This window comes from Catellatospora sp. NPDC049133 (assembly GCF_040648455.1).
Lineage (GTDB): Bacteria > Actinomycetota > Actinomycetes > Mycobacteriales > Micromonosporaceae > Catellatospora > Catellatospora aurea.
Window position 1 is genome coordinate 48976 of sequence record NZ_JBEZDT010000011.1, and the last position, 26659, is coordinate 75634.

The 26659-nt window shown below is 71.3% G+C and carries 27 protein-coding genes and 1 pseudogene; 14 read left to right on the forward strand and 14 right to left on the reverse strand.

Features of this window, described 5'->3' with window-relative positions:
* Positions 1 to 200 precede the first annotated feature (200 nt).
* Positions 201 to 926, reverse strand: a complete 726-nt coding sequence (locus tag AB0B35_RS14590; protein WP_361045078.1) for an HAD family hydrolase — start codon at positions 924 to 926, stop codon at positions 201 to 203.
* A 129-nt stretch (positions 927 to 1055) separates the two neighbouring features.
* Here AB0B35_RS14590 and AB0B35_RS14595 point away from each other — a divergent pair, with 129 nt between their 5' ends.
* From AB0B35_RS14595 to AB0B35_RS14615, 5 genes are all read left to right on the forward strand, one after another.
* A complete protein-coding gene (locus tag AB0B35_RS14595; protein WP_361045081.1) occupies positions 1056 to 1988 on the forward strand; it encodes a DMT family transporter in 933 nt (310 codons plus the stop codon).
* Positions 1989 to 2105: 117 nt separating this feature from the next.
* Positions 2106 to 2594, forward strand: a complete 489-nt coding sequence (locus tag AB0B35_RS14600; RefSeq protein ID WP_361045084.1) for a hypothetical protein — start codon at positions 2106 to 2108, stop codon at positions 2592 to 2594.
* Positions 2595 to 2632: 38 nt separating this feature from the next.
* Positions 2633 to 3883 carry a CBS domain-containing protein gene (locus AB0B35_RS14605; protein ID WP_361045092.1) on the forward strand — a complete coding sequence of 417 codons (1251 nt, stop codon included), beginning with the start codon at positions 2633 to 2635 and terminating at the stop codon, positions 3881 to 3883.
* A 138-nt stretch (positions 3884 to 4021) separates the two neighbouring features.
* Positions 4022 to 4552, forward strand: coding sequence for a DUF1003 domain-containing protein (locus tag AB0B35_RS14610; protein ID WP_361045095.1), 531 nt, complete (start codon positions 4022 to 4024; stop codon positions 4550 to 4552).
* Positions 4553 to 4680: 128 nt separating this feature from the next.
* Complete coding sequence (locus AB0B35_RS14615) at positions 4681 to 5823, forward strand: Mrp/NBP35 family ATP-binding protein (RefSeq protein ID WP_360536031.1); 1143 nt, start codon at positions 4681 to 4683, stop codon at positions 5821 to 5823.
* Between the two features lie 240 nt (positions 5824 to 6063).
* Here the strand turns inward: AB0B35_RS14615 and AB0B35_RS14620 are convergent, their stop codons facing one another.
* Both AB0B35_RS14620 and AB0B35_RS14625 read right to left on the reverse strand, forming a co-directional pair.
* Positions 6064 to 6480 (reverse strand): hypothetical protein, encoded by a 417-nt coding sequence (locus AB0B35_RS14620; RefSeq protein ID WP_361045098.1) that lies wholly within the window; start codon positions 6478 to 6480, stop codon positions 6064 to 6066.
* A gap of 64 nt (positions 6481 to 6544) precedes the next feature.
* Positions 6545 to 7816 (reverse strand): trypsin-like peptidase domain-containing protein, encoded by a 1272-nt coding sequence (locus AB0B35_RS14625; protein WP_203691226.1) that lies wholly within the window; start codon positions 7814 to 7816, stop codon positions 6545 to 6547.
* Positions 7817 to 7897: 81 nt separating this feature from the next.
* Between AB0B35_RS14625 and AB0B35_RS14630 the strand changes: the two genes are divergently transcribed.
* Positions 7898 to 8512: an O-methyltransferase gene (locus AB0B35_RS14630; protein ID WP_361045101.1), complete on the forward strand. Its 615-nt coding sequence runs from the start codon at positions 7898 to 7900 to the stop codon at positions 8510 to 8512.
* A 30-nt stretch (positions 8513 to 8542) separates the two neighbouring features.
* Here AB0B35_RS14630 and AB0B35_RS14635 read toward each other — a convergent pair whose 3' ends face one another.
* Complete coding sequence (locus tag AB0B35_RS14635) at positions 8543 to 10015, reverse strand: leucyl aminopeptidase family protein (RefSeq protein WP_361045104.1); 1473 nt, start codon at positions 10013 to 10015, stop codon at positions 8543 to 8545.
* 279 nt (positions 10016 to 10294) lie between these two features.
* The gene (locus tag AB0B35_RS14640) at positions 10295 to 10462 is read right to left on the reverse strand and encodes a DUF3117 domain-containing protein (protein WP_120317235.1); all 168 of its coding nucleotides are present in this window, start codon (positions 10460 to 10462) and stop codon (positions 10295 to 10297) included.
* A 286-nt stretch (positions 10463 to 10748) separates the two neighbouring features.
* On the opposite strand from AB0B35_RS14640, the gene AB0B35_RS14645 reads away from it, so the two are divergent.
* Both AB0B35_RS14645 and AB0B35_RS14650 read left to right on the forward strand, forming a co-directional pair.
* Positions 10749 to 11540 (forward strand): PaaX family transcriptional regulator C-terminal domain-containing protein, encoded by a 792-nt coding sequence (locus AB0B35_RS14645; protein ID WP_361045107.1) that lies wholly within the window; start codon positions 10749 to 10751, stop codon positions 11538 to 11540.
* Positions 11540 to 12325, forward strand: coding sequence for an enoyl-CoA hydratase-related protein (locus AB0B35_RS14650; RefSeq protein ID WP_361045110.1), 786 nt, complete (start codon positions 11540 to 11542; stop codon positions 12323 to 12325). The genes AB0B35_RS14645 and AB0B35_RS14650 overlap by 1 nt, the downstream gene beginning before the upstream one ends.
* Here AB0B35_RS14650 and AB0B35_RS14655 read toward each other — a convergent pair.
* Together AB0B35_RS14655 and AB0B35_RS14660 are read right to left on the reverse strand one after the other, a co-directional pair.
* Positions 12322 to 12510: pseudogene (locus tag AB0B35_RS14655) on the reverse strand (hypothetical protein); the annotation flags it as partial. The gene AB0B35_RS14650 and the pseudogene AB0B35_RS14655 overlap by 4 nt on opposite strands.
* 24 nt (positions 12511 to 12534) lie before the next feature.
* Positions 12535 to 13179 (reverse strand): DNA-3-methyladenine glycosylase I, encoded by a 645-nt coding sequence (locus AB0B35_RS14660; RefSeq protein ID WP_361045113.1) that lies wholly within the window; start codon positions 13177 to 13179, stop codon positions 12535 to 12537.
* Positions 13180 to 13221: 42 nt separating this feature from the next.
* On the opposite strand from AB0B35_RS14660, the gene AB0B35_RS14665 reads away from it, so the two are divergent.
* Positions 13222 to 14115, forward strand: coding sequence for a sterol desaturase family protein (locus tag AB0B35_RS14665; protein WP_361045116.1), 894 nt, complete (start codon positions 13222 to 13224; stop codon positions 14113 to 14115).
* A 7-nt stretch (positions 14116 to 14122) separates the two neighbouring features.
* On the opposite strand, the gene AB0B35_RS14670 is transcribed toward AB0B35_RS14665, so the two are convergent.
* The 4 genes from AB0B35_RS14670 to AB0B35_RS14685 all read right to left on the reverse strand — a co-directional run bounded on the left by AB0B35_RS14670 (position 14123) and on the right by AB0B35_RS14685 (position 16380).
* Positions 14123 to 14767, reverse strand: coding sequence for a Uma2 family endonuclease (locus AB0B35_RS14670; RefSeq protein ID WP_361045119.1), 645 nt, complete (start codon positions 14765 to 14767; stop codon positions 14123 to 14125).
* A gap of 71 nt (positions 14768 to 14838) precedes the next feature.
* Positions 14839 to 15315: an SRPBCC family protein gene (locus tag AB0B35_RS14675; RefSeq protein WP_361045122.1), complete on the reverse strand. Its 477-nt coding sequence runs from the start codon at positions 15313 to 15315 to the stop codon at positions 14839 to 14841.
* The gene (locus tag AB0B35_RS14680) at positions 15312 to 15869 is read right to left on the reverse strand and encodes a DivIVA domain-containing protein (protein WP_361045125.1); all 558 of its coding nucleotides are present in this window, start codon (positions 15867 to 15869) and stop codon (positions 15312 to 15314) included. Before AB0B35_RS14680 ends, AB0B35_RS14675 begins: the two co-directional genes overlap by 4 nt.
* A gap of 139 nt (positions 15870 to 16008) precedes the next feature.
* The gene (locus AB0B35_RS14685) at positions 16009 to 16380 is read right to left on the reverse strand and encodes an NADH-quinone oxidoreductase subunit A (protein WP_361045128.1); all 372 of its coding nucleotides are present in this window, start codon (positions 16378 to 16380) and stop codon (positions 16009 to 16011) included.
* An 81-nt stretch (positions 16381 to 16461) separates the two neighbouring features.
* Here AB0B35_RS14685 and AB0B35_RS14690 point away from each other — a divergent pair, with 81 nt between their 5' ends.
* The 3 genes from AB0B35_RS14690 to AB0B35_RS14700 all read left to right on the forward strand — a co-directional run bounded on the left by AB0B35_RS14690 (position 16462) and on the right by AB0B35_RS14700 (position 21334).
* Positions 16462 to 18219, forward strand: a complete 1758-nt coding sequence (locus AB0B35_RS14690) for a SigE family RNA polymerase sigma factor (RefSeq protein ID WP_361045131.1) — start codon at positions 16462 to 16464, stop codon at positions 18217 to 18219.
* Between the two features lie 258 nt (positions 18220 to 18477).
* On the forward strand, positions 18478 to 20310 hold the full coding sequence (locus AB0B35_RS14695) for a 2-oxoacid:acceptor oxidoreductase subunit alpha (RefSeq protein ID WP_361045489.1): 1833 nt from the start codon (positions 18478 to 18480) through the stop codon (positions 20308 to 20310).
* Positions 20303 to 21334, forward strand: coding sequence for a 2-oxoacid:ferredoxin oxidoreductase subunit beta (locus AB0B35_RS14700; RefSeq protein WP_203691244.1), 1032 nt, complete (start codon positions 20303 to 20305; stop codon positions 21332 to 21334). Before AB0B35_RS14695 ends, AB0B35_RS14700 begins: the two co-directional genes overlap by 8 nt.
* 64 nt (positions 21335 to 21398) lie before the next feature.
* Here AB0B35_RS14700 and AB0B35_RS14705 read toward each other — a convergent pair whose 3' ends face one another.
* On the reverse strand, positions 21399 to 22703 hold the full coding sequence (locus AB0B35_RS14705; protein WP_361045134.1) for a hypothetical protein: 1305 nt from the start codon (positions 22701 to 22703) through the stop codon (positions 21399 to 21401).
* A 160-nt stretch (positions 22704 to 22863) separates the two neighbouring features.
* On the opposite strand from AB0B35_RS14705, the gene AB0B35_RS14710 reads away from it, so the two are divergent.
* Positions 22864 to 24507, forward strand: a complete 1644-nt coding sequence (locus AB0B35_RS14710; RefSeq protein ID WP_361045137.1) for a family 10 glycosylhydrolase — start codon at positions 22864 to 22866, stop codon at positions 24505 to 24507.
* 85 nt (positions 24508 to 24592) lie between these two features.
* On the opposite strand, the gene AB0B35_RS14715 is transcribed toward AB0B35_RS14710, so the two are convergent.
* Positions 24593 to 25366 carry a hypothetical protein gene (locus AB0B35_RS14715; protein WP_361045140.1) on the reverse strand — a complete coding sequence of 258 codons (774 nt, stop codon included), beginning with the start codon at positions 25364 to 25366 and terminating at the stop codon, positions 24593 to 24595.
* Complete coding sequence (locus AB0B35_RS14720) at positions 25363 to 25863, reverse strand: SigE family RNA polymerase sigma factor (RefSeq protein ID WP_361045143.1); 501 nt, start codon at positions 25861 to 25863, stop codon at positions 25363 to 25365. The genes AB0B35_RS14715 and AB0B35_RS14720 overlap by 4 nt, the downstream gene beginning before the upstream one ends.
* Before the next feature lie 196 nt (positions 25864 to 26059).
* On the opposite strand from AB0B35_RS14720, the gene AB0B35_RS14725 reads away from it, so the two are divergent.
* On the forward strand, positions 26060 to 26593 hold the full coding sequence (locus AB0B35_RS14725) for a phospholipase (protein ID WP_361045146.1): 534 nt from the start codon (positions 26060 to 26062) through the stop codon (positions 26591 to 26593).
* Positions 26594 to 26659 lie beyond the last annotated feature (66 nt).

Consider the following 26659-nt stretch of genomic DNA (forward strand, 5'->3'; position numbering starts at 1 on the left):
GCACCTTCTTAACGCTATGCGTTGCAGAAGGTGCCCTTCTTAACGCCGGCACGGCCCCCGCCTGTGGCGGGAGGCGTGCGGCAGCGCGGTGGGCGGGGCGCGCCGTCGTCTCGACGTCAAGAAGGCGCCCTTCCTCTACGGAAAGCGGTAACAAGGTGCCCTTCCTTGCACTTGGTGCGGGAGGGGTGGGCGGTGGGTGGTCAGGCCCAGGCGGGCTGGGGGGTCATCGCGAGCGTGGCCGCGTCGGCGAGGGTGACCGCCGACTCGCCGGTGAAGGCGTCGTCGGAGGCGAACTGCAGGTGGTCGGCCAGGTCCGGGGCCGCGAGCCTGATCGCGCGGATGCCGAGCGCCTGCGCGCCGGTCAGCTCGCGCGAACCGCCGTCGCCGATGAAGACGCACTCCTCGGGCACCACCTCCAGCCGGTCACAGGCGGTGCGGTAGATCAGCGGGTCCGGCTTGCTGCACCCGACCTGCACCGAGTAGACCTTCGCGTCGAGCAGCCGGTCGACCGGCAGCGAGCGCATGATCTCGGGCAGCTCCCAGGCGCAGTCGCTGACCACGGCCAGGCGTACGCCCGCCCGGCGCAGCCGCCACAGCGTGGGCACCGCCTCGGGCCGCAGGTGGGTGTCGGCGCGCACCGCCATCAGCCGGGCGGCCTGGGCCGCGCGCAGCCGGGCGGGGGTGACGCGTACGCCCAGCTCGGCGGCCACCCAGCGCATGGTCTCCAGGGCGTCGCCGTACGCGCCGCGGCAGCGGGGGTAGAACGAGGTGTTGAGCACCGCGAAGTACTCGGCGGGCTCGCAACCGAGCAGCCGGGGGGCCAGTTCGTGGGCCGGTCCGCGGGTGCACGCCGAGGTCAGCGTGCCATAGAAATCGAAGAGGATCGCGCGCGGCGGTACGCCGGATAACGAAGGTTCTGAATCCATTCGAGCGACAGTAATCAGCTGATCACGTGAAGTACATAGGATGATCGCGCACAGTGGGCAGATGAACGCATGGAGTAGATGACAGTGTGCCGACAGGCCGCTCACCTGCTCCTGGCAGGATCGGGCCTCATGCGATCCCGGCTCGACCCGCTCACCATCGCCGCGATCACGATCGCGATCATCGCCGTGTCGTCGTCCGGACCGCTCATCGCGTACGCCGCCGCGCCCGCGCTGGCCATCGCCTTCTGGCGCAACGCCCTCGCCGTCGGCGTGCTCGCCCCGGTCACCCTCACCCGCCGCCGCGCCGAACTGCGCGGTCTGCGCACCGACCACGCCTGGCGGTGGAGCGTGCTGGCCGGGCTCGCACTCGCCGGGCACTTCGCCACCTGGGTGCCCAGCGTCAAGATGACCACTGTCGCCACCGCCACCGCCCTCGTCGCCACGCAGCCCGTGTGGGCCGGGCTGATCGCGCTCTGGCAGGGCCGGCGGCTGGGCCGGTGGACCTGGCTCGGCATCGGCAGCGCCGTGGTGGGCGCGGCGATCGCGACGGGCGCGGACTTCACCCGAGGCGGTACCGCCGTGGTCGGCGACCTGCTCGCGGTGGCCGGAGGGCTGCTCGCGGCGATCTACACGTCCTTCGGCGAGAAGGCGCGCAGCGGCACCTCGACGACGACGTACACGACGGTCTGCTATTCGGTCTGCGCCGTGCTGCTGCTGGGCGTCTGCCTGGCCTTCGGAGTGGGCCTTACCGGCTTCGACGAGCGGACCTGGCTCGCGATCATCGCGCTGACCGCCGGGGCGCAGCTGCTCGGGCACTCGATGTTCAACTACGCCCTGCACAAGGTCTCCGCCACCACCATCAGCGTGCTGATCCTGCTGGAGGTGCCCGGGGCGGCCCTGCTCGGCTGGGTGTGGCTGGGCCAGGCTCCGCCCGCCGCCGCCTGGCCCGGCATCGCCCTGCTCATGGCCGGTGTCGCGGCCGTCATCCTGGGCGCCCGCCGCCCGGCCGCCCTGCCCACCCCCGACCCCGTCGACGTCGACCTCCCCGCCCGCGACGGCTGACCCGCCCACCACCTCGCATGCTCGCGCCGGCGAACAGCTCACCGGCGGTGGGGCGTTAAGAAGGTGCCCTTCCTCTACGGATAGCGATGGCAAGGTGCCCTTCCTTTGGGTGGGAGGATGGGCGGCATGACGCATCCGTTGGTGGAGGAGGCCGCGAAGAAGGCGGCGGTCGCGTGGGTGTCGGTGGGGGGCGGGCCGGCGTATGCCGTGTGGTGCCTGCCGCAGGACGGGCGGCTGCATGTGGTGGTCGGGCCTGGCGAGCAGGAGTTGCCGGGGCTGGCGGAGGCGGCGACCGCGACGGTGACGCTGCGCGGCGACCACGGCGGGGCGGTGGTGACCTATCCGGCGCAGGTGCAGCGGATCGAGCCGGGTGGCGAGTTGTGGGACGCGGTCGCGGTGACGCTGGCCGGCAAGCGGCTCAACTCGCCGGGAACCGCGGAGGCGCTCGCCGAGCGCTGGGGCCGGGAGTGCGCTCTGGTGGCGCTCACGCCGGCCGGCGAGCCGGTGCCCGCGGGCGACGAATCGGGGCGGGCCGAGCCCCGGCCGAGCGCGGCGACCAACGCGACCCGTAAGCCGTTCCGGCTGCACCGGGTCCGCCGTCGATAACACCCAACCGATGTGAGAAATACGCATACCATGCGAATATGGCCACGCTGACCAGGGTCTTCGTCGCCCGGCTCGCAGGCCTGCCCGTCTACGACCCGAACGGCGACCAGGTGGGCCGGGTGCGTGACGCCGTCGCGCGGCTGCGCCCGGACGGCCCTCCGTCGGTCGTCGGACTGGTCGCGGAGATGCCGCTGCGGCGGCAGATCTTCCTGCCGATCGCCCGGGTCACCTCGATCGACGCCGACAGCGTGGTGCTCGGCTCCGGCACCATCAACCTGCGCCGCTTCCAGAAGGGCCCGGTCGAGCTGATGGTGCTCGCCGACCTGCTCGACCGGCGCATCACCACGCCCAACGGCACCCCCGCCACCGTGGTGGACGTCGCCATGGAGTCCGACCGGGCCGGGCAGTGGAACCTCGGGCGCGTCGCCGTACGCGACGTCACCAGCCGGCTGAGCCGGCGCGGCCAGCTGCACCAGTTCGAGTGGCACGAGCTGACCGGCCTCGTCGACGCGGGGGCGCTGCAGGGCACCGGAGCGCTGCTGTCGGTGCTGGAGAAGATGCGCCCGGCCGACCTCGCGAACGCACTGCAGGACCTGCCCGACCAGCGCCGGCATGCGGTCGCCGCGGCGCTGGACGACGAGCGGCTGGCCGACGTGCTGGAGGAGCTGCCCGAGCACGCCCAGGTCGACATCCTGGCCCGGCTGGACCGCGAACGCGCCGCCGACGTGCTGGAGGAGATGGACGCCGACGACGCCGCCGACCTGCTCGCCGAGCTGCCGCCGACCGAGCGGGCCCTGCTGCTGGACCTGATGGAGCCGGAGGAGTCCGCGCCGGTGCGGGCCCTGATGCAGTACCGGCCGAACACCGCGGGCGCGATGATGACCAGCGAGCCGGTGATCCTGACCCCGGACGCCACCGTCGCCGACGCGCTGGCCCGCATCCGGGAGAAGAGCCTGTCCCCGGCGCTGGCCGCGCAGGTGTTCGTGTGCCGTGCCCCGATCGACACGCCGACCGGGCGCTACCTGGGCGTGGTGCACTTCCAGCGGCTGCTGCGCGAACCGCCCGGCGACCTGCTCGGCGGGGTGCTGGAGCGCGACATCACGCCGCTGTCGCCGAGCCTGCCGCTGGCCGACGTCACCCGCCGGATGGCGACCTACAACCTGGTCGCGATCGCGGTGGTGGACTCGACCGACCGGCTGGTCGGCGCGGTGACCGTGGACGACGTGCTCGACCACCTGCTGCCGCGGGACTGGCGGGAGCAGGAACGCGCCGCGGATCGCACCCCATGAGCGAGCCTCGCGAGCAAATCAGCAGGCACAGCAGGCATGCCACCGACGAGCGCAGCGAGGAGGAGGCATGAGCGAGCCTCGCGAGCGAATCATCAGGCTCAGCAGGCATGCCACCGACGAGCGCAGCGAGGAGGAGGCATGAGCGACCGCCTGGACCAGCCGCGGGAGCCGCGCACCATCCGCCTGCCCCGCTGGGACCCCGACGCGTTCGGCAACTTCGCGGAGAAGTTCGCCCGGTTCATGGGCACCGCGAAGTTCCTCGTCTACATGACGGTCTTCGTGATCGTCTGGATCCTGATCAACCTGATCGGCGTGTTCGGGCTGCAGTGGGACCCGTACCCGTTCATCCTGCTCAACCTGTTCTTCAGCACCCAGGCGTCGTACGCCGCGCCGCTGATCCTGCTCGCCCAGAACCGCCAGGCCGACCGCGACCGCCTGACCCTCGATGAGGACCGCCGCCGCGCCCAGGCGCAGAAGGCCGACACGGAGTACCTGGCCCGCGAGATCGCGTCGCTGCGCATGGCCCTCAACGAGGTGGCAACCCGCGACTACATCCGCTCGGAGCTGCTCAAGCTGGCCGAGGAGCTGGACGACGCGGCGAACCGGCGGCACCAGCAGGAGAAGGCCGAGCGCAAGGAAAAGAAGAGCCGCGCGTCGCAAGGGGCATGACGCGCGGCCGGTTCGTCTGATGGTCCCACGATCGGGCGAACCGGGGCAACGGGTTGCGAGAATGTTGCGCGTACCACCCGGTCCCCGCGTTCCGCGGTCATGATCGATGCCGCGGGTAGCATGGGCGCATGTCCACCGCTGTGCACGCCGACGACCAGGCAGTCCTGGCCGCGCTCGGCTCCGTGAACGACCCGGAGATCAAGCGTCCCATCACCGAGCTCGGCATGGTCGAGTCGGTGAAGGTCGACGCGGGTGTGGCGTACGTCCGCATCCTGCTCACCGTCGCCGGCTGCCCCCTCAAGGACACCCTGCGCACCGACATCACGGCGGCGGCGAAGACCGTCGCCGGGGTGGCCTCGGTCGAGATCGACTTCGGCGTGATGAGCCCGGACCAGCGGCAGGACCTGCAGAAGCGGCTGCGCGGAAACGCCGCGGCCGAGCCGGTGATCCCGTTCGCGCAGCCCGGCAGCCGCACCCGCGTGTACGCGGTCGCCTCCGGCAAGGGCGGCGTCGGCAAGTCCAGCGTCACCGTCAACCTGGCCGCGGCGCTGGCCGCCCGGGGCCTGTCCGTCGGCGTGGTCGACGCCGACATCTACGGCCACTCGGTGCCCCGCATGCTCGGCGTGCAGGGCCGCCCCACCCAGGTCGAAGACATGATCATGCCGCCGCAGGCACACGGCGTGAAGGTCATCTCCATCGGTATGTTCACCAGCGGCAACGCCGCCGTCGTCTGGCGCGGGCCGATGCTGCACCGCGCCCTGCAGCAGTTCCTCGCCGACGTGTACTGGGGCGACCTGGACGTGCTGCTGCTCGACCTGCCCCCGGGCACCGGCGACATCGCCATCTCGCTGGCCCAGTTGCTGCCGACCGCGGAGATCCTGGTCGTCACCACCCCGCAGGCCGCGGCCGCCGAGGTCGCCGAGCGCGCCGGGGCGATCTCCCTGCAGACCCACCAGCGCCTGGTCGGCGTCATCGAGAACATGTCCTGGCTCGAACTGCCCGACGGCAGCAAGATGGAGGTCTTCGGGGCCGGCGGCGGGCAGACCGTAGCCGACTCGCTGACTCGCCTCACCGGCGCGTCGGTGCCGCTGCTGGGCCAGATCCCGCTGGACACCGGTGTACGCGAAGCCGGCGACGACGGCGTCCCCGCCGTCCTGGCCGGTCCGGACTCCCCCGCCGGCAAGGCCCTCAACGCCATCGCCGACCGCCTGGCCCTGCGCCGCGAGTCTCTCGTCGGCAAGTCCCTCGGCCTCTCCCCCGCCAAGCGCTGACCCGCACCGACCGGCCCTTCACGGGCCATGGGTTAGGGCAGCGCCACGCAGCTCATGACGGCTCAGTGCCCCGGAATCGTCCGGGGCCCTGAGCCGTCGCCCGTTGGCCCACGCAGCCGAACCCCGCGCGTCGATCATGGAATTGTGCCCACGACACGCCGCCGACCCGTGCCATAAGTTCATGATCACCCCCGAGGGCCGGGGGGCCGGGAGGCCGGAGGGCCGGGAGGGTGGGGTGGGTCAGGTGGCGTCGTCGAAGCGGGTGGCGACGGGGGTCGCGGGGGTCGAGGATGCGCCGGTGGGGGTGGCGGAGGCCATGGCGTTGACGTTGGCCTTGGTCTCGGCGGCCAGCTTGCCGGCGTTGTTCAGCTCGCCCCGGAGCTCGTCGTACATGCCGGTCAACGGCTTGCGGAGGGCGGCCTCGTCCTCCTCGCTGAGCAGGTGCTTGCGGACGAAGGCCTTCGGGTTGAGGTCCTCGAGCTTGATGTCGGTGCCGAGTTCCTTGCTCAGGTCGCCGGTGGCGTTGGTCGCCATGGCGCGCAGGCCGCGCAGCATCCGCATGCCGTCACTGATGACCTTGGGCAACCGCTCGCCGAAGATCAACAGCGCGAGCAGCAGGAGCGCAATGAACTCCGGTGTGCCAAGGTTCTCGAACACCGCTACCTCCCGACTGTGGCCGCCGTCGCAAGGGTACGTGTGCGACGGCCGGACAGGCCACCCCTCAGTCGGCGTCAGCGACGAGTGTCACGGCAGCGTTGTGGCTGGTAGAACCCCGTTTGTAGGTCACTTCGACCACCTCACCCGGTGCAGTTTTCCGCACAAGTGCGATGAGGTCCGTGGGCTCGCTGAGCGGCCGGCGGTCGAAGCTGGTCACCACGTCACCCGTGCGCAGGCCCGCCTCGGCGGCCGGTCCGGTGGCCGTCACCTCGCCCAGGCGCACCCCGCCGGCCGGACCGCGGAACGACTCCTCCACCTCCGCGCCGATCACCGTACGGTGCGCCCGGCCCGCGGAGATGATCTCTTCGGCGACCCGGCGGGCGTGGTTGATCGGGATGGCGAAGGCCAGGCCGATGTTGCCCGCCGACTCCTCGCTGCCCGCCATCGACTTGATCACGGCGTTGATCCCGACGACCTGGCCCGCGGCGTCGACAAGCGGGCCGCCCGAGTTGCCGTGGTTGACCGCGGCGTCGGTCTGGATCGCGGCGTAGTACCTGGTCGTGCCGTTCTCGGCGTCCGTGGCGATGGGGCGGTCCAGCGCGCTGACGATGCCCGCGGTGACCGTGCCGCGCAGCGCCAGCGGCGAGCCGATCGCCACCACCGCGTCGCCCACCGCGACCGCGTCGGAGTCGCCCAGCATCGCCGGGTGCAGCTCAGGGCGCTTGACCTGGAGCACCGCCACGTCCGACTCGGGGTCGGAGCCGATCACCTTCGCCGGGGAGCTGGTGCCGTCGTCGAATATGACGCTCACCACGCCGGAGCTGCCGGACACCACGTGGTCGTTGGTGATGATGTGGCCGTCGGCGCTGGCCACGAAGCCCGAGCCGAGCGACACGCTGCCGTCCACCGGCACCCGCACGGTGACCACGCTGGGCAGCAGCAGGCTGGCCACGGCGGCCAGCGACTCGGGGGCTCGCTGCGGCGGGGAGGCGGTCGAACCGAGGATCGAGCGGGCGGTCTGGCGGTCGTCGCTGAACCGCACGCCCATCGCGCCGCCGAGCACCCCGGCCAGTACGCCCGCGAGGACGGCCGCTCCGGCGACTGTCCACAACGTACGACGTCGGGTATGGTCGGGCTCGGCCAACGGCTCCGGCTCGGGCGCGTGCGCGCGCTCGGCGGGTGGCACGAGCGCCACCGGCGAGTGCGGATCGCGCCACGGATCGTTGAGCGCATCGGACCACCAAAACGACGCCGGAGGTGCGACGGCCGGCGGCGTCTGCTGCGCTGCCGTCCAGTCGTCGTCATCCGGCCGGCGATAACCCCAGCCGTCGGTCACTGAACCAGCCCTCCGTCCCGTTCCCGGTTTCAGGATGGCACGGTTTCAACGTGAAAAATCACTGTTCACGGAAGGTGCCCCATGACGACGCTGCATCGCCAGCCCGGTAGCGCAGGCGACTTCATCGCGTCGTTCGTCCCCGAAGACGTGATCGCGCAGACGGCCCGCGGACTGGCCGTCGAGGTGGGTCTGCAGCCGGTCGCGCCGGCGGTCGGCGCGGCACTGCGCATGCTGGCCGGGGCCTGTGCCGCGAAGGCGGTCGTCGAGATCGGCACCGGCACCGGGGTCAGCGGCCTGTGGCTGCTGCGCGGGATGCGCGCCGACGGCGTGCTGACCACCATCGACCGCGAGTCCGAGCACCAGCGCATGGCGCGGCGCCTGTTCACCGAGGCCGGCTTCTCCACATCCCGGGCCCGGGTGATCACCGGCCGGGCGCTGGAGGTGCTGCCCCGGCTCGCCGACGGCGCCTACGACCTGATCTTCGTCGACGCCGACCCGACCGAGTACGCCGCGTTCATGGAGGCCGCCGCCCGGCTGCTGCGTCCCGGCGGCGTGGTGGTCCTGCACGGCGTCCTGACCAGCGGCCGCGACGTCTTCACGGTCCGCGACCTGGCGTACGCCGTGCGCGACAGCGACCTCTGGCACCCCGCCCTGCTCCCCCTGGGCGAGGGCCTCCTCGCCGCCGTCAAAGCCTGACCCCCGTTCGCAACTCGCAGGTGGGACGGGTCAGGCGACGGTGGTGAGCCAGCGGACCAGGGTGCGTACGCCCCAGCCGGTCGCGCCCTTGGTGAGCTCGGCGTCCGGGGACGCGGACCAGGCCGGCGACGACATGTCGATGTGCACCCACCGATCGCGCAGGCTGCCCGCGAACTCGCGCAGGTAGAGCGCCGCGGTGATGGTCCCCGGGTTGCCCGCGGCGTTGTCCAGGTCGGCGATGTCCGAGGACACGTCCCCGGCGTACTCCTCGGCCAGCGGCAGCCGCCACAGCGGTTCCCCGGCGGCAGCACCGGCAGCGGTCAAGCCGCCGATCAGCTCCTCGTTGGCGCTGAACAGGGCGGCCGTCTTCTTGCCGAGCGCGATCCGGGAGGCCCCGGTCAGCGTGGCGAGGTCGATCAGCAGGTCGGGGCCGAGGTTCTCCACCGCGTACGCCATGGCGTCGCCGAGCACGACCCGGCCCTCGGCGTCGGTGCTGCGCACCTCGGAGGTGAGGCCGCCGTAGTGGGTGACCACGTCGCCGGGGCGCCAGGCGCTGCCGGAGACCATGTTCTCGGCCAGCGGGGCGAGCGCGGTGACCCGCACCGGCAGGCCCAGGTCTGCGACGGCGAGCAGCGCGCCGACGACCGCGGCCGCGCCGCCCATGTCCTTGCGCATCAGCTGCATGGCGTCGTTGGGCTTGATGTCGATGCCGCCGGTGTCGTACGTGATGCCCTTGCCGACCAGCACCACGTGCGTCGTCGCGTCCGCGGGCGACCAGCTCAGCTCCAGCAGGCGGGGTTCGTTCACCGAGCCGCCGCCGACGGCGAGGATGCCGCCGAAGCCCTCGGCCTCCAGCTGCTCGCGCTCGCGCACGGTGACCGTCACGCCGTCGCCGGCCCGCTCGCGCACCTGGCGAACGAACCATTCCGGCGTCTTGGTCAGCGAAGGGGTGTTGGTGAGGTCCCGGGCGAACCGGGTGTGCCCGGCCACGATGCGGGTCGCCGCGAGCGCGGCCTCCCGCTCGGGGGTGGCCTCGACGGCGACGACGACCTCGGCCAGTTTCGGCGCGGCCTCGGGCTTCTCCTCCGCGACGCGGAACCGGTACGACGCCAGCCACAGGCCTTCGGCCAGGCCGCGCAGCGCCGCGTCGGTCAGGTCGGCGGGAGCGAGCACGGTGAGCACGGACTCCTTGGCCGCGGCACGGGCCAGCGCGGCGCCGGCCGCCCGCCAGCCCGCCTCGTCACCGGAGCCGACCCCGGCCAGCAGCACCTTCGACGGCTCGCGCAGCGGCCGCGGCAGCGTCTGGAGGGCCCCGGCCGAGCCCTTGTGCTCGGTCGCGGCGAGGAATGCGTCCACCTCGGCGGCGACGTCGGAGGGCAGCACCGCGAGCGGTGTGCCCGCCGCGAGCGGTGTGCCCGCCGCGGACTCGCCCTCGGCGGTGCCCACCGGGCACGCGACGGTTCCGGCGAGCTCCGCCGCGCCGTCCAGTCGAATCGAGATCATCCCTGCCCCTTCACTGGCTGTGCCGCCGACGCCCCACCGGCCGCCGACCGCCTGACCCTATCGCGCCACCTCCGGCGCCGACCGCGACGGAGGTGCGGCCCGTGCCGCCCCGGTGGAGGCGCGCCGCCGCGCGACATACCGGGGTCCAGGACGGTCCCGCTGGTCAGGAGTGGGTGATGCAATGGGGGTGTGGTGGCTGCGCGCCGCGCCCGTGGCGTGGCACGTGATGCCGGGAGGGATGGGTTGGACGGCCGGGTTATCGCCCGGCCGGTCCCGATGTCAGCCGACGGCCAGTTTGAGGGCCTCGCCGAGAGCGGTGGCCTCGTCTGGTGTCATCTCCACCACAAGCCGCCCGCCGCCTTCCAGCGGCACGCGCATGACGATTCCCCGGCCCTCTTTGGTGACCTCCAGCGGACCGTCGCCCGTCCGCGGCTTCATCGCCGCCATGTGTGTCTCCCCTCAGACTTGCCAGACCTGCACCCGGGTGGAATGCAAGACTTGGCGGGTCTCCCCGCCTGCTCCGCCGACGAAACCTCGCGACGGCTGCCGATGCAGCCTGCCCGCGACGCGCCGTCTTCGTACGCCGTCCGGCACCGCGTGTGGTTGGGTGGGGCCACACGAACGGGTGCCGACCAATGATTTTCCCTGATGGACTCCGCTAAGCCCAAACCGGGCCGGTCACGGTGTGACATCATCTCGCCAGCACAGTTCACATCTGTCACAATCACCCCTCATGCAGGCCCGTTCCGCACTCTTCGACCTCTACGGCGATCACCTGCGGCAACGTGGTGGCCGGGCCACCATCGCGGCCCTGATCCGGCTGCTCGCGCCGCTGGGAATCGCCGCACCGGCGGTACGTACCGCGGTGTCCCGCATGGTGCGACAAGGCTGGCTCGCCCCGGTGCGACTGCCCGCCGGACCGGGCTACCAGCTCACCCCGCGGGCCGTACGCCGCCTCGACGAGGCCGCCGCCCGCATCTACCGGACCGGCCGCAGCTCCTGGGACGGGCATTTCGACCTATTGGTGATCTCCGCGCCGGAAGCACGCACCGAGCGCGACCGGCTCGCCGCCGAGCTGACCTTCCTCGGCTACGGGCGGCTGGAGACCGGCGTCTGGCTGGCCGCCCGACCCGCGGGCGAGGTCGACCAGTTGCTGGCCGACGCCGGAGTGCGCTTCGAGCGCTTCTCCGCCACGCACACCGGCGGGGATACCGGTGCCCGTGAGCTGATCATGAGAGCGTGGAACGTGCCGGCCGTGGGCGCCTCGTACGCCGGGTTCGTGGCCCAGCTCACGCCGGTGGTCGGCGCGATCACGCGGCTGGCCGACGACCGCACCGCGTACGCGGCCCGGTGCGCCCTGGTGCACGCCTGGCGCGCGTTCCTGTTCCGTGACCCGCAGCTGCCCGCCTCACTGCTGCCGCCGGACTGGCCGGGCACTGCCGCGGCCGCCTTCTTCGACCGGCAGGCCGCCCGGTTGCGGCCCGCCGCCGACCGTTTCGTCGACCACTGCCTCAGGGAGAGCTGATGTCCGCACCGCTGCTCGTCGACCGCGCCGAGGGCGTCGTCACCGTCACCATGAACCGCCCCGACTCCCTCAACTCGCTGGACATCGCGCTCAAGGAGGCGCTGCGGGAGACGTTCCTGGAGCTGGCCGACGACCCGGCATGCCGCGCGGTGGTGCTGGCGGGCGCCGGCCGGGGTTTCTGCGTCGGGCAGGACCTGCGTGAACACATGTCCGCGATGGGCGGCAAGGCTCCCCTGGACACCGTCGAGAAGCACTACAACCCGCTGGCCCTCGCCCTGGCCGAGCTGCCCAAGCCGGTGATCGCCGCGGTGCGCGGACCGGCCGCGGGCGCGGGCGCGGGCCTGGCGTTCCTGTCCGACCTGCGCATCGGCGGACCGTCGACGTCGTTCCTGATGGCCTTCGCCCGGGTGGGCCTGGCGGCCGACACCGCCGTGTCGTGGACCCTGCCGCGGATGGTCGGCGCGGCCAAGGCCGCCGAGCTGCTGCTGCTCGCCGAGCCGGTGAAGGCCGACGAGGCCCAGCGGCTGGGGCTGCTGACCAGGCTGACCGAGGACGACGAGCAGGTGCTTCCGGTCGCGCAGGAGCTGGCGGCCCGGCTGGCGGCCGGCCCGACCGTGGCGTACGGGCAGATCAAGCGCGAGCTGCTGCACGGCGCGACCGGCACCCTGGCCGACGCCCTGCTCGTCGAGCTGGCGGCGCAGCAGCGCTCGGGCGGCACCGCCGACCACCGCGAGTCCACCGACGCCTTCGTCAACAAGCGCAAGCCGGTGTTCGAGGGCCGCTAGTCCTCTTCAGGGTCGAGGGGGGCGACGCCGTCGGTGACGTACGCCGTCATCTGCAGCTCGTCCCCCGCTGGGGACACGTACGCGGGCAGCTCGTCCGGGCCCAGCTCGGTGACATACCGCCAGTACTCCCGGACGGCCTCCTCCGCCGACTCCGCCTCGATCGGCAACGCCACACTGACCAGCCACTTCCCGCTCACCCGCTCATCCCATCACAGCGCTCGCGCGGACGCTGGTGGGGAGTCCTCGGTGGGCCGCCGTCCAGGCGGGTCGCCGGGACGAGCCACCAGCGGAACGTGGCAGCCTGCCAGGTGATCGTCGACCATGCCGGTGGCCTGCATGAGCGCGTACGCGGTAGTGGGTCCGAGGAAACGCAGCCCGCGCTTCTTGAGGTCCTTGGCCATCGCCATGGACTCCGCGGAGGTGGCGGGCACGTCGGCCCGTCCTGCGGGGCGGGGGCGGCTGCCGGGCTCCGGAGCGTACGACCACAGCAGCGCGCTCAGCCCGCCCGGCAGCTCCAGAGCGACCCGCGCGTTGTGCAGCGTCGCCTCGATCTTGGACCGGTTGCGCACAATCCCGGCGTCGCCCAGCAGCCGCTCCACGTCGGCCGGCCCGAACGCGGCCACGCTCTCCAGGTGGAACCCGGCGAACGCCGCCCGGAACGCGGGCCGCTTGCGCAGGATCGTGATCCAGGACAGGCCGGATTGGAACGCCTCCAGGCTCACCCGCTCGAACAACGCGTCGTCGCCGCGCAGCGGGGTGCCCCACTCCTGGTCGTGGTACGCGCGATACTCCGGCGCTCCGGCCGACCACGCGCAGCGTGCCAGCCCGTCCTCGCCGATGATGAGGTCGCTCACCCTCTTGCCCCCTTACTCGAACGCGAATAGCCTTCGGAACCCATGGAGCTCCCGGCCTTCCCACCGGTGGTGCTGTACTCGGTGCCGCTGTTCATTCTGCTCATGGTCCTCGAACGCGTGTCCTACTGGTTCCATCCCGACGACGCCGAGGTCGGTTACGGCGGCAAGGACACCGCGACGAGCCTGAGCATGGGCCTGGGCAGCCTCGGCTGGGACGTGCTCTGGGGCATCGGCACCGCCGTCGCCACCAGCGCGATCTACCTGCTCACACCGCTGCGCATCGAGTTCCACTGGTGGGCGCTGCCGCTGTTCCTCATCGCGCAGGACCTCTGCTACTACTGGTCGCACCGCGGCCACCACATGATCCGCCTGCTGTGGGCGTCGCACGTGGTGCACCACTCGTCGCAGACGTTCAACCTGTCCACCGCGTTGCGCCAGTCGTGGACCGGCTTCACCGGGTTCCTGTTCTACCTGCCGCTGGCCGCCGTCGGCGTCGATCCGCGGGTCACCGCGTTCTGCGGCGGCATCAACCTGGTCTACCAGTTCTGGATCCACACCGAGCGCATCGACAAGATGTGGCGGCCGTACGAGTTCGTCTTCAACACCCCGTCGCACCACCGGGTGCACCACGCCTCGCAGGGCGGTTACCTCGACCGCAACTTCGGCGGCATCCTGATCATCTGGGACCGCCTGTTCGGCTCGTTCGCCCCGGAGACCGAGCGCCCGGTCTACGGCCTCACCAAGAACATCACGACCTACAACCCGCTGCGCGTCGCCTACCACGAGTACGCCGCCATCTTCCGCGACCTGCGCACCCGCCGCGTACGCGAATGGCTGCCGACCCTGCTCCGCGGCCCGGGCTGGTCTCCCAGCGCGGTGCCCGCGCCGAGGCCCGTCCCCGCCCCGGCCGCCCCGCGGGCCATCCGGATCGAATGAGGCCGGATCAGGACGCGCCGGCGGACGGCCTGCGGTAGCGAGCCGTCCGCGCGGCCAACGCCGGTAGGTCGATCTCCACCGGCCACGGCTGCTTCGTAAGGAACACCTCGGTCGTGTAGTGCGTCGCGTACCGGTACGTGCCGCCTTCCAGCACCAGTTCCGCGAGCGCGATCGTGTCAGCGTCGGGATCCGGGACGACCACCCAGTAGAACGGGACACCGGCCCGCGCGTACAGCACTCGCTTGACCTCGGTGTCCCGCAGCGCAGAGGTCGGCGACACCACCTCCACGACCAACCGCACCCCGTCCACCGGGAACGGTGAGTCGTCGATGTGGGCGGCAGGCAGCACCACGATGTCCGGGCGAGGCTCATTGTGCTCATCGATGGTGACGGACTGGTCGGTGCCGACTACGTAGCCGTCGCCGGGGTTGGCGTCCTCTATGAGCTGCGCGATCCACCGCGCGATCATGTTGTGGGCACTGGTGGCGGAGGGAGACATGACGATGCTCCCGTCGATCAGCTCGTACCGCGGGCCGACTTCCGGGAGGGTGTGCAGGTCGGCGACGGTATAGCCGCGCACACCTGGGCGCAACTGCGCGAGCTTGGCGACGGCAGCACTCAACGCGTCCCCTCCGAACGTCGTGGGAGCCACGGTCAAAGGCTACCGTGACCGCTCACGATAGAAGGTTTCGCTGATAGAAGGTTTCCCCGCTTGGGGTTCACTCACGGCAGGCGGCCGGACTCGACCATCCTGGCGAAGCGCTTGAGGGCCTGCTTGAGGCTGACCTTGGAGCCGGGCCACAGCAGCGGCCAGGCCAGCCGGCCAGCGACGCCGCCGGGCAGGTGGAACCACTCGTGCCAGACGACCTGCGTGCGGTCGCCGGCCATCGGGGTGCACCGCATGACACCGGGACCGCGCAGCACCTTGCCCTGGTGCACGACCCGCACCTCGTACGGCGGGTCCACTTTGACCACGCGCATCTCGTCGCGCAGCACGGCCGGGCCGGCCACGGTGATCGCCTCGATCACGGTGCCCTCGCCGCCGTCGCCCTCGACCACTCGCACCTTGGTCAGCGGGATCCAGTCGCTCTGCCGCTCCCACGCCATGAACGCGGCGAACACCCGCTCGGCCGGCGCGGCCACGATGATCGTCGCGGTGACCTCACCCGCGCCGGGCGCGGCGGGATCGCCCGCCGTCACCGCCGGACCGGCTCGCCGGCCGGCGCCTCGTCCACCACGGCGGGTGCCGGGTCGGTCTGGTGGTCAGCCTCGTCGGCGGGCTCGTCGCCGGTCTGCTCCGCGGTCACGTCGAGCTCGGCCGGGGCGGCTTCCTCGGCGGGCGTCTCGTCGGTGACGTCGACGGTGTTCTCGTCCACGGGGGTCGCGGTGATCACGCCCAGCGCGCTGGCGCGGGCACGGGCCAGCGTGTCGGCGTCCTCGACGCGGCCCTCGCGCAGCGCGGTGACCTCGGCTTCGAGCACCTGGATCAGCTCGCTCTTGTAACCGATGTCGTACGCCAGCCGACGCAGCGTCTGGTCGACCTGCGCCATCCGGTATCCGCGCCAGGCCGGGTCGAACGTCGCCCGGGACACGTCACCCTCGACGAGCGGGCGGTCGGCGGGCAGCGGAGTGGCTCGCTCGTCCGGTTCGGCCGGCGCCAGACCTGGGTCACCCCCGGTGACCAGCGTCATCACCCCGAACACCACGGCGCCCACGGTGAGCGCGACGACGATCAGCAGCAGCACGTTGCCCATGCCCACGATCGTGGCACGAAGGGCGCTTCAGCGCGACCCTGCCACCCGAGCTGTCCGGCCCGTGGCACGGGATCCGTCCGGCTCATTACCGACCGGTAGGGCGGACCCGGGCGGGCGGATGCCGGGATGCGCGACGCGGTCAGAGCCAGCGCAGCGCGTTCTTCCGCCAGGCGTAGAGCAGGCCCAATGCCAGCACTGCCACGAACACGGCCATCTCCACGACCACCGCGAGCCCCGCCTCGACATAGACGACAGCCCATGGGAACAGGAAGACCGCCTCGACGGCGAACAGCACGTACAGGTACGCGTAGACGTAATAACGAATCTGCATCTGCGCCCAGCCGCCCTCGACCGGATCGAGGCCGCACTCGTACGTGTCGAGTTTGCCCTCGGCCGCGCTGGGCCGCGACGGACGCAGCAGCCGGTTCGCCGTGTACGCCCCACCGATGATCAGCACACCGACGAGCAGCAGCAACGCCACCGTCGCGTACGCGTCGAGGTAACCGTTCACGACCGCAGCCTAACGTCTGGCGGTAACAGTTGGGATTCATGCAACCGGGCGGCGGGGCATCGTGTGTGACCCTGCATGACGATGTCCGTCCCGCCCCCGGCGACGCCCGCGCCGCTGTCGGCCCGCGCGCCGCGACCCGCCGCCCGGCGTGCCCTCGACGCCGCCGACTTCGATGCCTTCTACCAGGCGCACTACGCCGGAACCGTGGCCGTCGCGTTCGGGCTGACCGGTGACCGGGGCGAGGCACAGGACCTCGCCCAGGAGGCGTACTGCCGCGCCTGGCAGCGCTGGGCCGAGATCTCCCGCTACGACAACCCGCCCGCATGGGTGTACCGGGTGACCGTCAACCTGGCCCGGTCCCGCTGGCGCCATCTGAGGGTGGCCGCCGCGCACCTGGTGCGCCAGCGCCCCGCTGAGGTGCCGGCGGCGGATCCCGAGCACGTGGCACTGGTGACCGCGCTGCGCGCGCTGCCGATGGACCAGCGCCAGGCGATCGTGCTGCACCACCTCGTCGACCTGCCGGTGGCCGAGGTGGCGCGGGAGATGGGCGTGCCCACCGGAACGGTCAAGTCCTGGCTGCACCGCGGGCGCACCGAACTGGCGGCCCTGCTGGGCGAGCACTCGGGTGCCGGCGGCGAGCCCGTGCCCCCGCAGGACGTGCGGCAGCGCGGCGACCGGCAGCGCCGCCGCCGCCGGGGGGCGATCGCGACCGCGACCGCGGCCGCCTGCGCGCTGGTCGCGGTGTTCGCGCTGCAGGTGATCCGGTTCGGCGGGCACCAGCCGCCACCTCCGGCGCAGACCCCGAGCCCGAGCGTGAGCGTGTCCCTGCCCAGCGCGCCGCCACCGAGCCCGGGGCCGGTGCGCACGGTCGACGCGGGGGACCCGATCCTGGACGTCGACTGGCGCACGGCCGTGGTGACCGTCCCGGCCTCGCCCGGGTGCCCCTCCGGGCGGCTGACCTTCCGCGAGGTCGACGGACGCACCGGGGAACCGGTCATCACCAGCGGCGGCGGCTGGCCGCAGCTGTACCTGGACCGCGAACCGGCCGCCTACGGCGATCTCACCGGGGACGGCGCGGCCGAGGCGGTGCTGCACGCCTACTGCCTGTCGGGCGAGGAGGACAGCGGCGACGGCTCCTCGCGCCTGCTGGTGGTGGAGCGGGCGACGGACGGGGCGCTGCGCGCGCTCGGCTTTCCGGGCGAGCGGGGCGCGTTGTTCACCAGCGTCTGGGTGGCCGAACAGGTGCTCTACACCGAGATGCACCCGTGGCACACCGGGCCGCAGGACTACCTGATGGGCATGGCGTACGGGTTTCGCTGGACCGGCAAGGCGTTCGCCGGGCAGGACGTGTCGAGCGAATACCCGCCGGTCCTGCCGACGGTGGAGGGCCGCCGCCTGGACCTGACCGGCATCGCGGACCAGCTGGACTGCGCCGGGCTGCCCGCGACGGGCGGGCCGGTGCGGCCGGTGTTCAACGCCGAGGGCATCGCCGCGGCCGGCGACCGCGAGTGGACCCTGGTGCCCGGCACGCCGTCCAACGGCCCCTACCTGCCGCGGCTGCTGCCGGACCGGCGGCCGTATCTGGTGCTGCTGGTGGCATGCGCGCCCGACGACACGCCGAACAGCACGGCCGACGTCCAGCCGGGACACAACCTGGTCGTCTTCGACACCGCCCCGGACGGCTGGCTGGCCGTGGCCAGGGTGCCGACCCCCGCCGGGCACACCGTCAGCCACTGGCGGGTGACCGCCGAAGGCCTGTACGTCTCGTCGGGCCCGGCGTCCGGCGGCGTCGGCACGGACCGGACGTACGCGTGGAATGGCACATCGTTCGCCGAATAGCCGCTGCGATGCCACTCTGTGGGACGGACCAGTGATATGCGCGACCCGTCTCCCAAAGTGCTGTCGTCTTTATCACGTTCCGCATGGTTTCGCTGGGGGGGGCCGTGTCAACGCTATTCCCTACCTCCGACGTAGGCTGACCTTAATCGAGACGTAACAGCACACCACCCCAGCAGGAGGTCGCGTCCAGTGGCCGAACATCGTGAGGGCGCCGGGCAGGCCGGTCAGCTCAGCGAGCACGGGCATCCCGCCAAGGAGATCCACCAGCTCGACCGGGTGGTGATCCGCTTCGCGGGTGACTCGGGCGACGGCATGCAGCTCACCGGCGACAGGTTCACGTCGGAGACCGCCCAGCTCGGCAACGACATCTCGACGTTGCCGAACTTCCCGGCGGAGATCCGCGCGCCCGCCGGCACGCTGCCCGGCGTGTCGAGCTTCCAGGTCGCCTTCGCCGACTACGACATCCTCACGCCCGGCGACGCGCCGAACGTGCTGGTGGCGATGAACCCGGCGGCGCTCAAGGCGAACATCGCCGACCTGCCCAAGGGCGGCACGATCATCGTCAACACCGACGAGTTCACCAAGCGCAACCTGGCCAAGGTCGGTTACGACAGCAACCCGCTGGAGGACGACTCGCTCGCCGGCTGGGACGTGCACAAGGTCGGGCTGACCAGCATGACCGTCGGCGCGCTGGCCGAGCACCCGGTGAGCAAGAAGGACGCCGAGCGGGCCAAGAACATGTTCGCGCTGGGCCTGCTGAGCTGGCTGTACTCGCGGCCGCACGAGTCGACGATGGCGTTCCTGGAGAAGAAGTTCGCCGCCCGCCCCGAGCTGGTCGCCGCGAACAAGGCCGCGTTCAACGCGGGCTGGAACTTCGGCGAGACCACCGAGGGCTTCGCGGTGCGCTACGAGGTGCCGCCGGCGCAGATGGCCCCGGGCAACTACCGCAACATCACCGGCAACACCGCGCTCGCCCTGGGCCTGGTCGCCGCGGGTGTGAAGGCGAAGCTGCCGGTGCTGCTGGGGGCGTACCCGATCACCCCGGCGTCGGACATCCTGCACGAGCTGAGCAAGCACAAGAAGCTCGGCGTGACCACGGTGCAGGCCGAGGACGAGATCGCCGCGATCGGCGTCGCGCTGGGCGCGGCGTACGGCGGCGCGCTGGGCATCACCACGACCAGTGGCCCGGGTGTGGCGCTCAAGGGCGAGACGATCTCGCTCGCGGTGGCCCTGGAGCTGCCCCTGGTGATCGTCGACGTGCAGCGGGCCGGCCCGTCCACGGGTCTGCCGACCAAGACCGAACAGGCCGACCTGAACATGGCGCTGTTCGGCCGGCACGGCGAGGCGCCCGTCGCGGTGGTGGCCGCGCAGTCCCCGGTGGACTGCTTCCACGCCGCGATCGAGGCCTGCCGGATCGCGCTGAAGTACCGCACCCCGGTCATCCTGCTGTCGGACGGCTACGTCGCCAACGGCTCCGAGCCGTGGCTGCTGCCGGAGATCAGCGAGCTGCCCGACCTGCGGGTCGAGTACGCGAGCGGTCCGAACGGCGAGGACGGCAAGTTCTACCCGTACCTGCGCGATCCGGAGACCATGGCGCGGCCGTGGGCCGTGCCGGGCACGCCGGGGCTGGAGCACCGCATCGGCGGCCTGGAGAAGGCCGACAAGACCGGTGACATCTCCTACGACCCGGCCAACCACGACTTCATGGTGCGCACCCGGGCCGCCCGCATCGAGGCCATCGACGTCCCGGACGTCGAGGTCGAGGACCCGTCGGGCGAGGCGAAGGTGCTGGTGCTGGGCTGGGGCTCGACGTACGGCCCGATCGGGGCGGCGTCGCGGGCGCTGCGCCAGCGCGGGGTGAACGTGGCGCAGGCCCACCTGCGGCACCTGAACCCGCTGCCGAAGAACCTGGGCGAGGTGCTGGCGTCGTACGACAAGGTGGTCATCCCGGAGATGAACCTGGGCCAGCTGGCCCACGTGATCCGGGCGCGCTTCCTGATCGACGTCGTCGGCTACAACCAGGTGCGCGGGCTTCCCTTCACCTCCACCCAGCTGGAGACCATGCTCGAGGAAGTGATCAAGAATGTCTAACGCGGTGCCGGTCCAGCTGTCGGCGAAGGACTTCAAGTCCGACCAGGAGGTGCGCTGGTGCCCGGGTTGCGGTGACTACGCGATCCTGGCCGCGATGCAGACCTTCCTGCCCGAGCTGGGCATCCCTCGCGAGCGCACGGTCTTCGTGTCGGGCATCGGCTGCTCCTCGCGCTTCCCGTACTACCTGAACACCTACGGCATGCACTCGATCCACGGGCGTGCCCCGGCGATCGCCACCGGCCTGTCGGTGTCGCGGCCGGACCTGACCGTGTGGGTGGTGACCGGTGACGGCGACGCGCTGTCCATCGGCGGCAACCACCTGATCCACGCGCTGCGCCGCAACGTCAACATCAAGATCCTGCTGTTCAACAACAAGATCTACGGTCTGACCAAGGGCCAGTACTCGCCCACCAGCGAGATCGGCAAGATCACCAAGTCGACGCCGACCGGCTCCTCGGACGCGCCGTTCAACCCGATCTCGCTGGCGCTGGGCGCGGAGGCCTCGTTCGTCGCCCGCACCATCGACTCCGACCGCAAGCACCTGCAGTCGGTGCTGCGCCAGGCGGCCGAGCACCAGGGTTCGGCGTTCGTGGAGATCTACCAGAACTGCAACATCTTCAACGACGGCGCGTTCGAGGTGCTCAAGGACCCCGAGACGCGCGACGCCTATCTGATCCGGCTGGAGCACGGGCAGCCGATCACGTTCGGCAAGGACGGCTCGCACGTGGTCACCCACCCGGCGGGCAGCTTCGGCCTGGCCGTGAGCGAGGCCGGCGCGGTCGACGCGGGCGAGGTGCTCACCCACGACGCGCACGCCGAGGACCCGGCGTACGCGTTCGCGCTGTCCCGGCTGGCCGGGCCGGACCTGCGGCACACCCCGGTGGGCGTGTTCCGCTCGGTGCGCCGCCCGTCCTACGACGAGCTGGTGCGCAACCAGCTCGACGCGGCGAAGGCGAAGGCCGGCGAGCCCGAGGCCGACCTGGCCGCGCTGCTCAACTCCGGCGACACCTGGACCATCCTGTAGCCGGCTGACACCCGAAAGCGCCGCCCGCGACGATCGCGGGCGGCGCTTTCGTGTCTGCCGTGGTTCAGGACTCCGGCTCGGTCTTGGTCTCCAGCTGGCCGCGCTCGGCGGCGAACTTGGCCTTCACGTCGGCGACCTTCTTGTCGAAGTACATGATCGAGCCCAGGCTGCCCTTGTCGGCCCAGACGCAGATGGCGACCGGGCCGCTGTCCATGGTCAGCGCGGCGCACTTGGCGATGCCGCCCAGCGGGCCCGGCTCGACCGCGACCCACTCCTCGGTGATCTTCGAGCCCTCGGTCATGGACTTGGTGAACTCGTCGAACGCCACGTCCGGCTTCGGGTTGATCATCGCCATCGCGAAGACCATCGCCATGTTCTTGGACTTCACGTCGCCGTAGAAGGCCGCCACGGAGGCGGTCGCTCCGGGCATCTCCTTGGAGATCTGGGTCTTCAGCTCGTCGGCCGCCTTCACCAGGTCGGGCTCGGCGCTCTTCTCCCGCCCGCCGAGCTGCGTCGGCTCCTTCACGGTGATGCTCGCGGCCTGCTCGACCGTGTCCGCGGCCTCGCTGATGAAGTCCTTGAGGAAGAAGTAGCCGCCGCCCGCTCCGCCGCCGCACAGCACCAGCAGCACCACGAGCGTGATCCACAAGCCCTTGCGGGACTTCTTGTACGGCGGGTCGGGCTCGTAGCGGCGCTTGCTGCGCGGCTCGTGGCCGGCGAACGGATCGTCGTCGACGCTCACGTCGCCCAGGAAGCCGCCCTGCTGGGCGTAGCCGTCCTGGTAGCCGCCCTGCCCCGCGGGCCTGCCGTAGGCCGCGGGCTGCCCGTACGGCTGCTGCTGGGGATAACCGCCCTGCTGCGGGTAGCCGCCCTGGCCGTAGCCGCCCTGACCGGCCTGTGCACCGTACCCACCCGGCTGTGGATATCCACTCTGGCCGTATCCACCCTGCTGTGGGTAACCATCACCCTGCTGTGGGTAACTGCCGTCCTGGTGGCCGTAGCCGCCCTGCTGTGGATAACCGCCCGCAGCACCTGGCCGGTCCTGCTGCGAATAGCCCCCTGCCTGCGGATATCCACTCTGGGAGGGGTATCCGGCGGGGCCCTGCTGAGCGTGCCCGCCACCGTAGCCGCCGGATCCGGCGTACCCGCCGTCCTGTGGATAACCTCCGGCCGGTGGATAACCCGGCTGCTGTGGATAACCACTGTTCTGCTGGGGATAGCCGTATTGCTGGGGATATGTGCCATTGGTACCGGAAGTCGGGGCCGACGGCGGCTGGCCGTACCCGTCGTCCCCGCCCGAACGCCGCCACGGGTCCGTCGGGTGACCCTCCGGCTCGTCGCGACGCGAACCGTAGTCGGAGTAGGACATGTCAACTCCCCACGTGTGGCCGGCGACACGCTGTCACCGTCCGCCAGATGGTAGCGGCAGATGAGAAGTCCTCGGGAACCGTACCCATCGAGCCACTTGCGTTCTTGGCCGGAGAATGAAAGTTTTCTTCGGACTGCACATTGCTACTGGAGGAATTCTCATGCGCATGAGACTGATCGCGGCCGCGGCCGCGACAGCGCTGCTCGGCGCGCTGCTGGTGCCCGGCGGCGCGCAGGCAGACCCGCTGTCCTCCGCGCCGGCGGCCACGCCGGACGCGACGGAGTGCACGCTCAACCCCGCGCTGCCCAAGCGGCAGCTGCGGGCGATGTGGATCGCCAGCGTAGTCAACATCGATTGGCCGAGCGCCCCCGGCAAGGCCGAGGAGGAGCTCAAGGCCGAGTACCGCGGCTGGCTCGACCTCGCCCAGCGGCTCAACCACAACGCCGTCGTGGTGCAGATCCGCCCCACCGCGGACGCGTTCTGGCCCTCGCCGTACGAGCCGTGGTCGGAGTGGCTGACCGGCAAGCGCGACAACGTCGGGCCGGGCTGGGACCCGCTGGCCTTCCTGGTCGCCGAGTCGCACGCCCGCAACCTGGAGTTCCACGCCTGGTTCAACCCCTACCGCATCTCCATGCCGACCAGCGCCAGCGGTCTGGGCGCGGGCACCGACGTCAACAACCTCGCACCCGGGCACCCGGCGCGGGTGCACCCGGACTGGGCGGTGGCCTACCCGGTCAACGCGGCCGGCAGCCGGCTCTACTACAACCCGGGCATCCCGGAGGTACGCCAGTACGTGCAGGACGCGATGATGCACGCGGTCGAGAACTACGACATCGACGGCGTGCACTTCGACGACTACTTCTACCCGTACCCGGCGGCCGGCCAGGACTTCCCCGACCAGGCCACGTTCGAGCAGTACGGGGCCGGCTTCGCCGGCAAGGCGGACTGGCGGCGCAACAACATCGATCTGCTGGTGCACGAGATGAGCCAGCGCATCAAGGCCGCCAAGCCGTGGGTGAAGTTCGGGGTCAGCCCGTTCGGCATCTGGCGCAACAAGGCCGCCGACCCGCTGGGCTCGGAGACCAACGGCACCCAGTCCTACGACGCCAACTTCGCCGACACCCGCAAGTGGGTCAAGGAGGGCTGGCTGGACTACATCGTGCCGCAGATCTACTGGAACATCGGGCTGGCCGTGGCCGACTACGCCAAGCTCGTGCCGTGGTGGTCCGACGTGGTCGCGGGCACGAACACGCAGCTCTACATCGGCCAGGCCGACTACAAGATCGCCACGGCCGGGCAGCCGGCCGCCTGGTTCGACCCGGCCGAGATGAGCAAGCACCTCACCTTCAACCGCGACTACAACGTGTCCGGAAACGTGCACTTCAGCGCTGTGCAGGTGCGGGCCAACCGGATCGGCGCCACCGACCTGTACGCCGCCGACCACTACAGCAAGCCGGCCCTGGTGCCGACCATGTCGCACCTGCCCGGCAAGCCGCTGCTGTTCCCGGTCGTCACCAAGGCCGACCGGAGCGACGCCGGGATCGCGCTGAAGTGGCAGCCGCTGGCCGACGGGGCGGGCCCCTTCGGCCAGGCCGCGTCGTACGCGGTCTACCGCGTGAACGGGCTGCGGATCCTGCCGGGCGCCTGCGACTTCGCCGACGCGACGAACCTGGTCGCGACGACCCGGGGCACGGAGTTCACGGACACCACCGCGGTGCCCGGCCAGCGCTACACCTACTTCGTCACCTCGCTGGACCGGCTCTACAACGAGAGCCTGCCCAGCCCGGCCCGCTTCGTCCCCTGATCCGGGGGTTGAGCACGCACCCCTTCGCGTGCTCGTGAGAAAGGGCGCCCACCGAGACCCGGTGGGCGCCCTTTCCCGTACGACCTCAGAGGTGCAGTGCCGGGTCCACCCCGACGGCCTGCCACAGCTCGGTCCAGGGCAGCGTGTGCTTCTCCGGGTGCCCGACGAAGAACAGCGTCCCGTCCGGCTTCACCACCTGCACCGTCAGCTCGTTCGACATCACCGCCACGGCCGGCGCGCTGGGCACCCCCGCGCCGCCGCCGGGCAGCTTGCGCCCCAGCTCGGGCATCAGCTCCGGTTCGCCCGACGGGTCCTCGGCGGGAACCGCGCCGACATGGATGCGCACCGTCGTGGTGACCTCTCCGACGGTGAGCTGTCCCAGCCAGTCGAAGTTCTCCAGGCGCAGCTTGTGCAGCGTGGAGTCGGCGGGGCAGACCGTGTCGAACGTCGCGGCGTCGTAGGGCGCCAGCCGCACGGGCGGCGTCGCCCCCGGGCTGCACACGTGCATCTGCCGACGTAGGGTCTCCAGCCCGGTGACCCCCGGGGCCTCCCGGGTGATCGCCGCTTTGAGGACGTCGAGCAGCCGCTGCGCCCGCTCGTCCGGCGTCTCCGCTCCCGCGAACGGCGTGGACGCAGCCGCTGAGGCAGCCACCGGAAGCTGCGGCCCCGGTGCCGTCGTGCCGAGCAGGCTCACCGCTGACAGTGTCACGATCGCGGACAGGGCCAGCCCCGCGGAGGCCGCCGCGATCCGGCGGCCCCGCTGGGCGAGCCTGCCCCGGTGGACCAGGTCGTCGATGTCGATGGCGGTACGCGGGGCGGTGCCCACGTACTCGTCCAGGGTGTCTCGGTAGTCGTTCATAGCCGTCCCTCTGCATTCGCCTCGATTGCCAGGCCACGCAGGGTCTCGAGCCCCCGAGCCGACTGGCTCTTCACGGTTCCCTCGGAGATGCCGAGCAGGTTCGCGGTCTGCTCGACCGACAGGTCGCAGTAGAAGCGCAGCACCACCACCGCCCGCTGCCGCGGACCGAGCGATCGCAGCAGCCGGCCGATGCCGCTGCGGTCGTCCGGCTCGACCGGCGCGGCCGCGACCTCGGGCAGTTCCGCCTCCGGCCGCTCACGCCGCCACGGCCGCCGCCGCTCGTCCAGCCAGGCATTGGTCAGCATGCCGCGCACGTAGGCGTCGAGATTGTCCGCCCGGCGGGCCCGCGACCAGGACCGGTAGAGCTTCAGCAGCACCGTCGACACCAGATCGTCAGCGGCGTGCCAGTCGTGGCAGAGCAGGAACGCGATGCGCCGCAGGCTCTCCAGCCGTGCCGCCACGTACTCCCGGTACTCCGGTTCGTCCTCGCGCCTCACGTCGTCCCTTCCCGTCGTCTCCAGGCAGGGGACGTAAGCGTCGGGCAGCGGGGTTGCAAGCCCCTGCCGTGCCGGAAAAATCAACACTTCCGAAACATCGGCGCAACGACTACATTCAGCTCCACCGATGCACACCCCAGCGTCGGGCCACCGGCTCGTTGAACCCCAGACGAACCCTATTCGCCGAGGTGAAGCCATGTCCCGCCTGCGCCTGCTGCTCGCCCCCGCAGCCGCGATGATCGCCGTTCTCGCGATCTCCTCGCCGGCCGCGGCGGTCACCCCCGCCGAAAAGCTCTCCGTGATGTCGAGCTGGAGCCAGACCAGCGTGACCAGTTACAACGCGTGGAACAGCGCGCGGCAGAACCAGGGCGCGTGGGCGGCTTACGCCTTCGACTGGAGCACCGACTACTGCTCCAGCAGCCCGGACAACCCGCTCGGCTTCGACTTCAAGCTGTCCTGCCACCGGCACGACTTCAACTACCGCAACTACAAGGCGATGGGCCAGTTCTCGGCGAACAAGGCCCGCATCGACAGCGCGTTCTACGAGGACCTCAAGCGCAAGTGCGCGACGTACAACGTCGTCGTGCGACCCGCCTGCACGAGCCTCGCCTGGACGTACTACCAGGCCGTCAAGCAGTTCGGCAGTGTCGGCGCGGTGAGCCAGGCCGACATCGCCAAGGCACAGAAGCTCAAGGACGACGCGCTGCGCCGCGCCGCCGAGAACGACTGACGACGCCCGCTCCCGCGGTTCCTGCGCAGGCTTCCCGATCCGTCTCCGGGAAGGCTGCGCAGGACT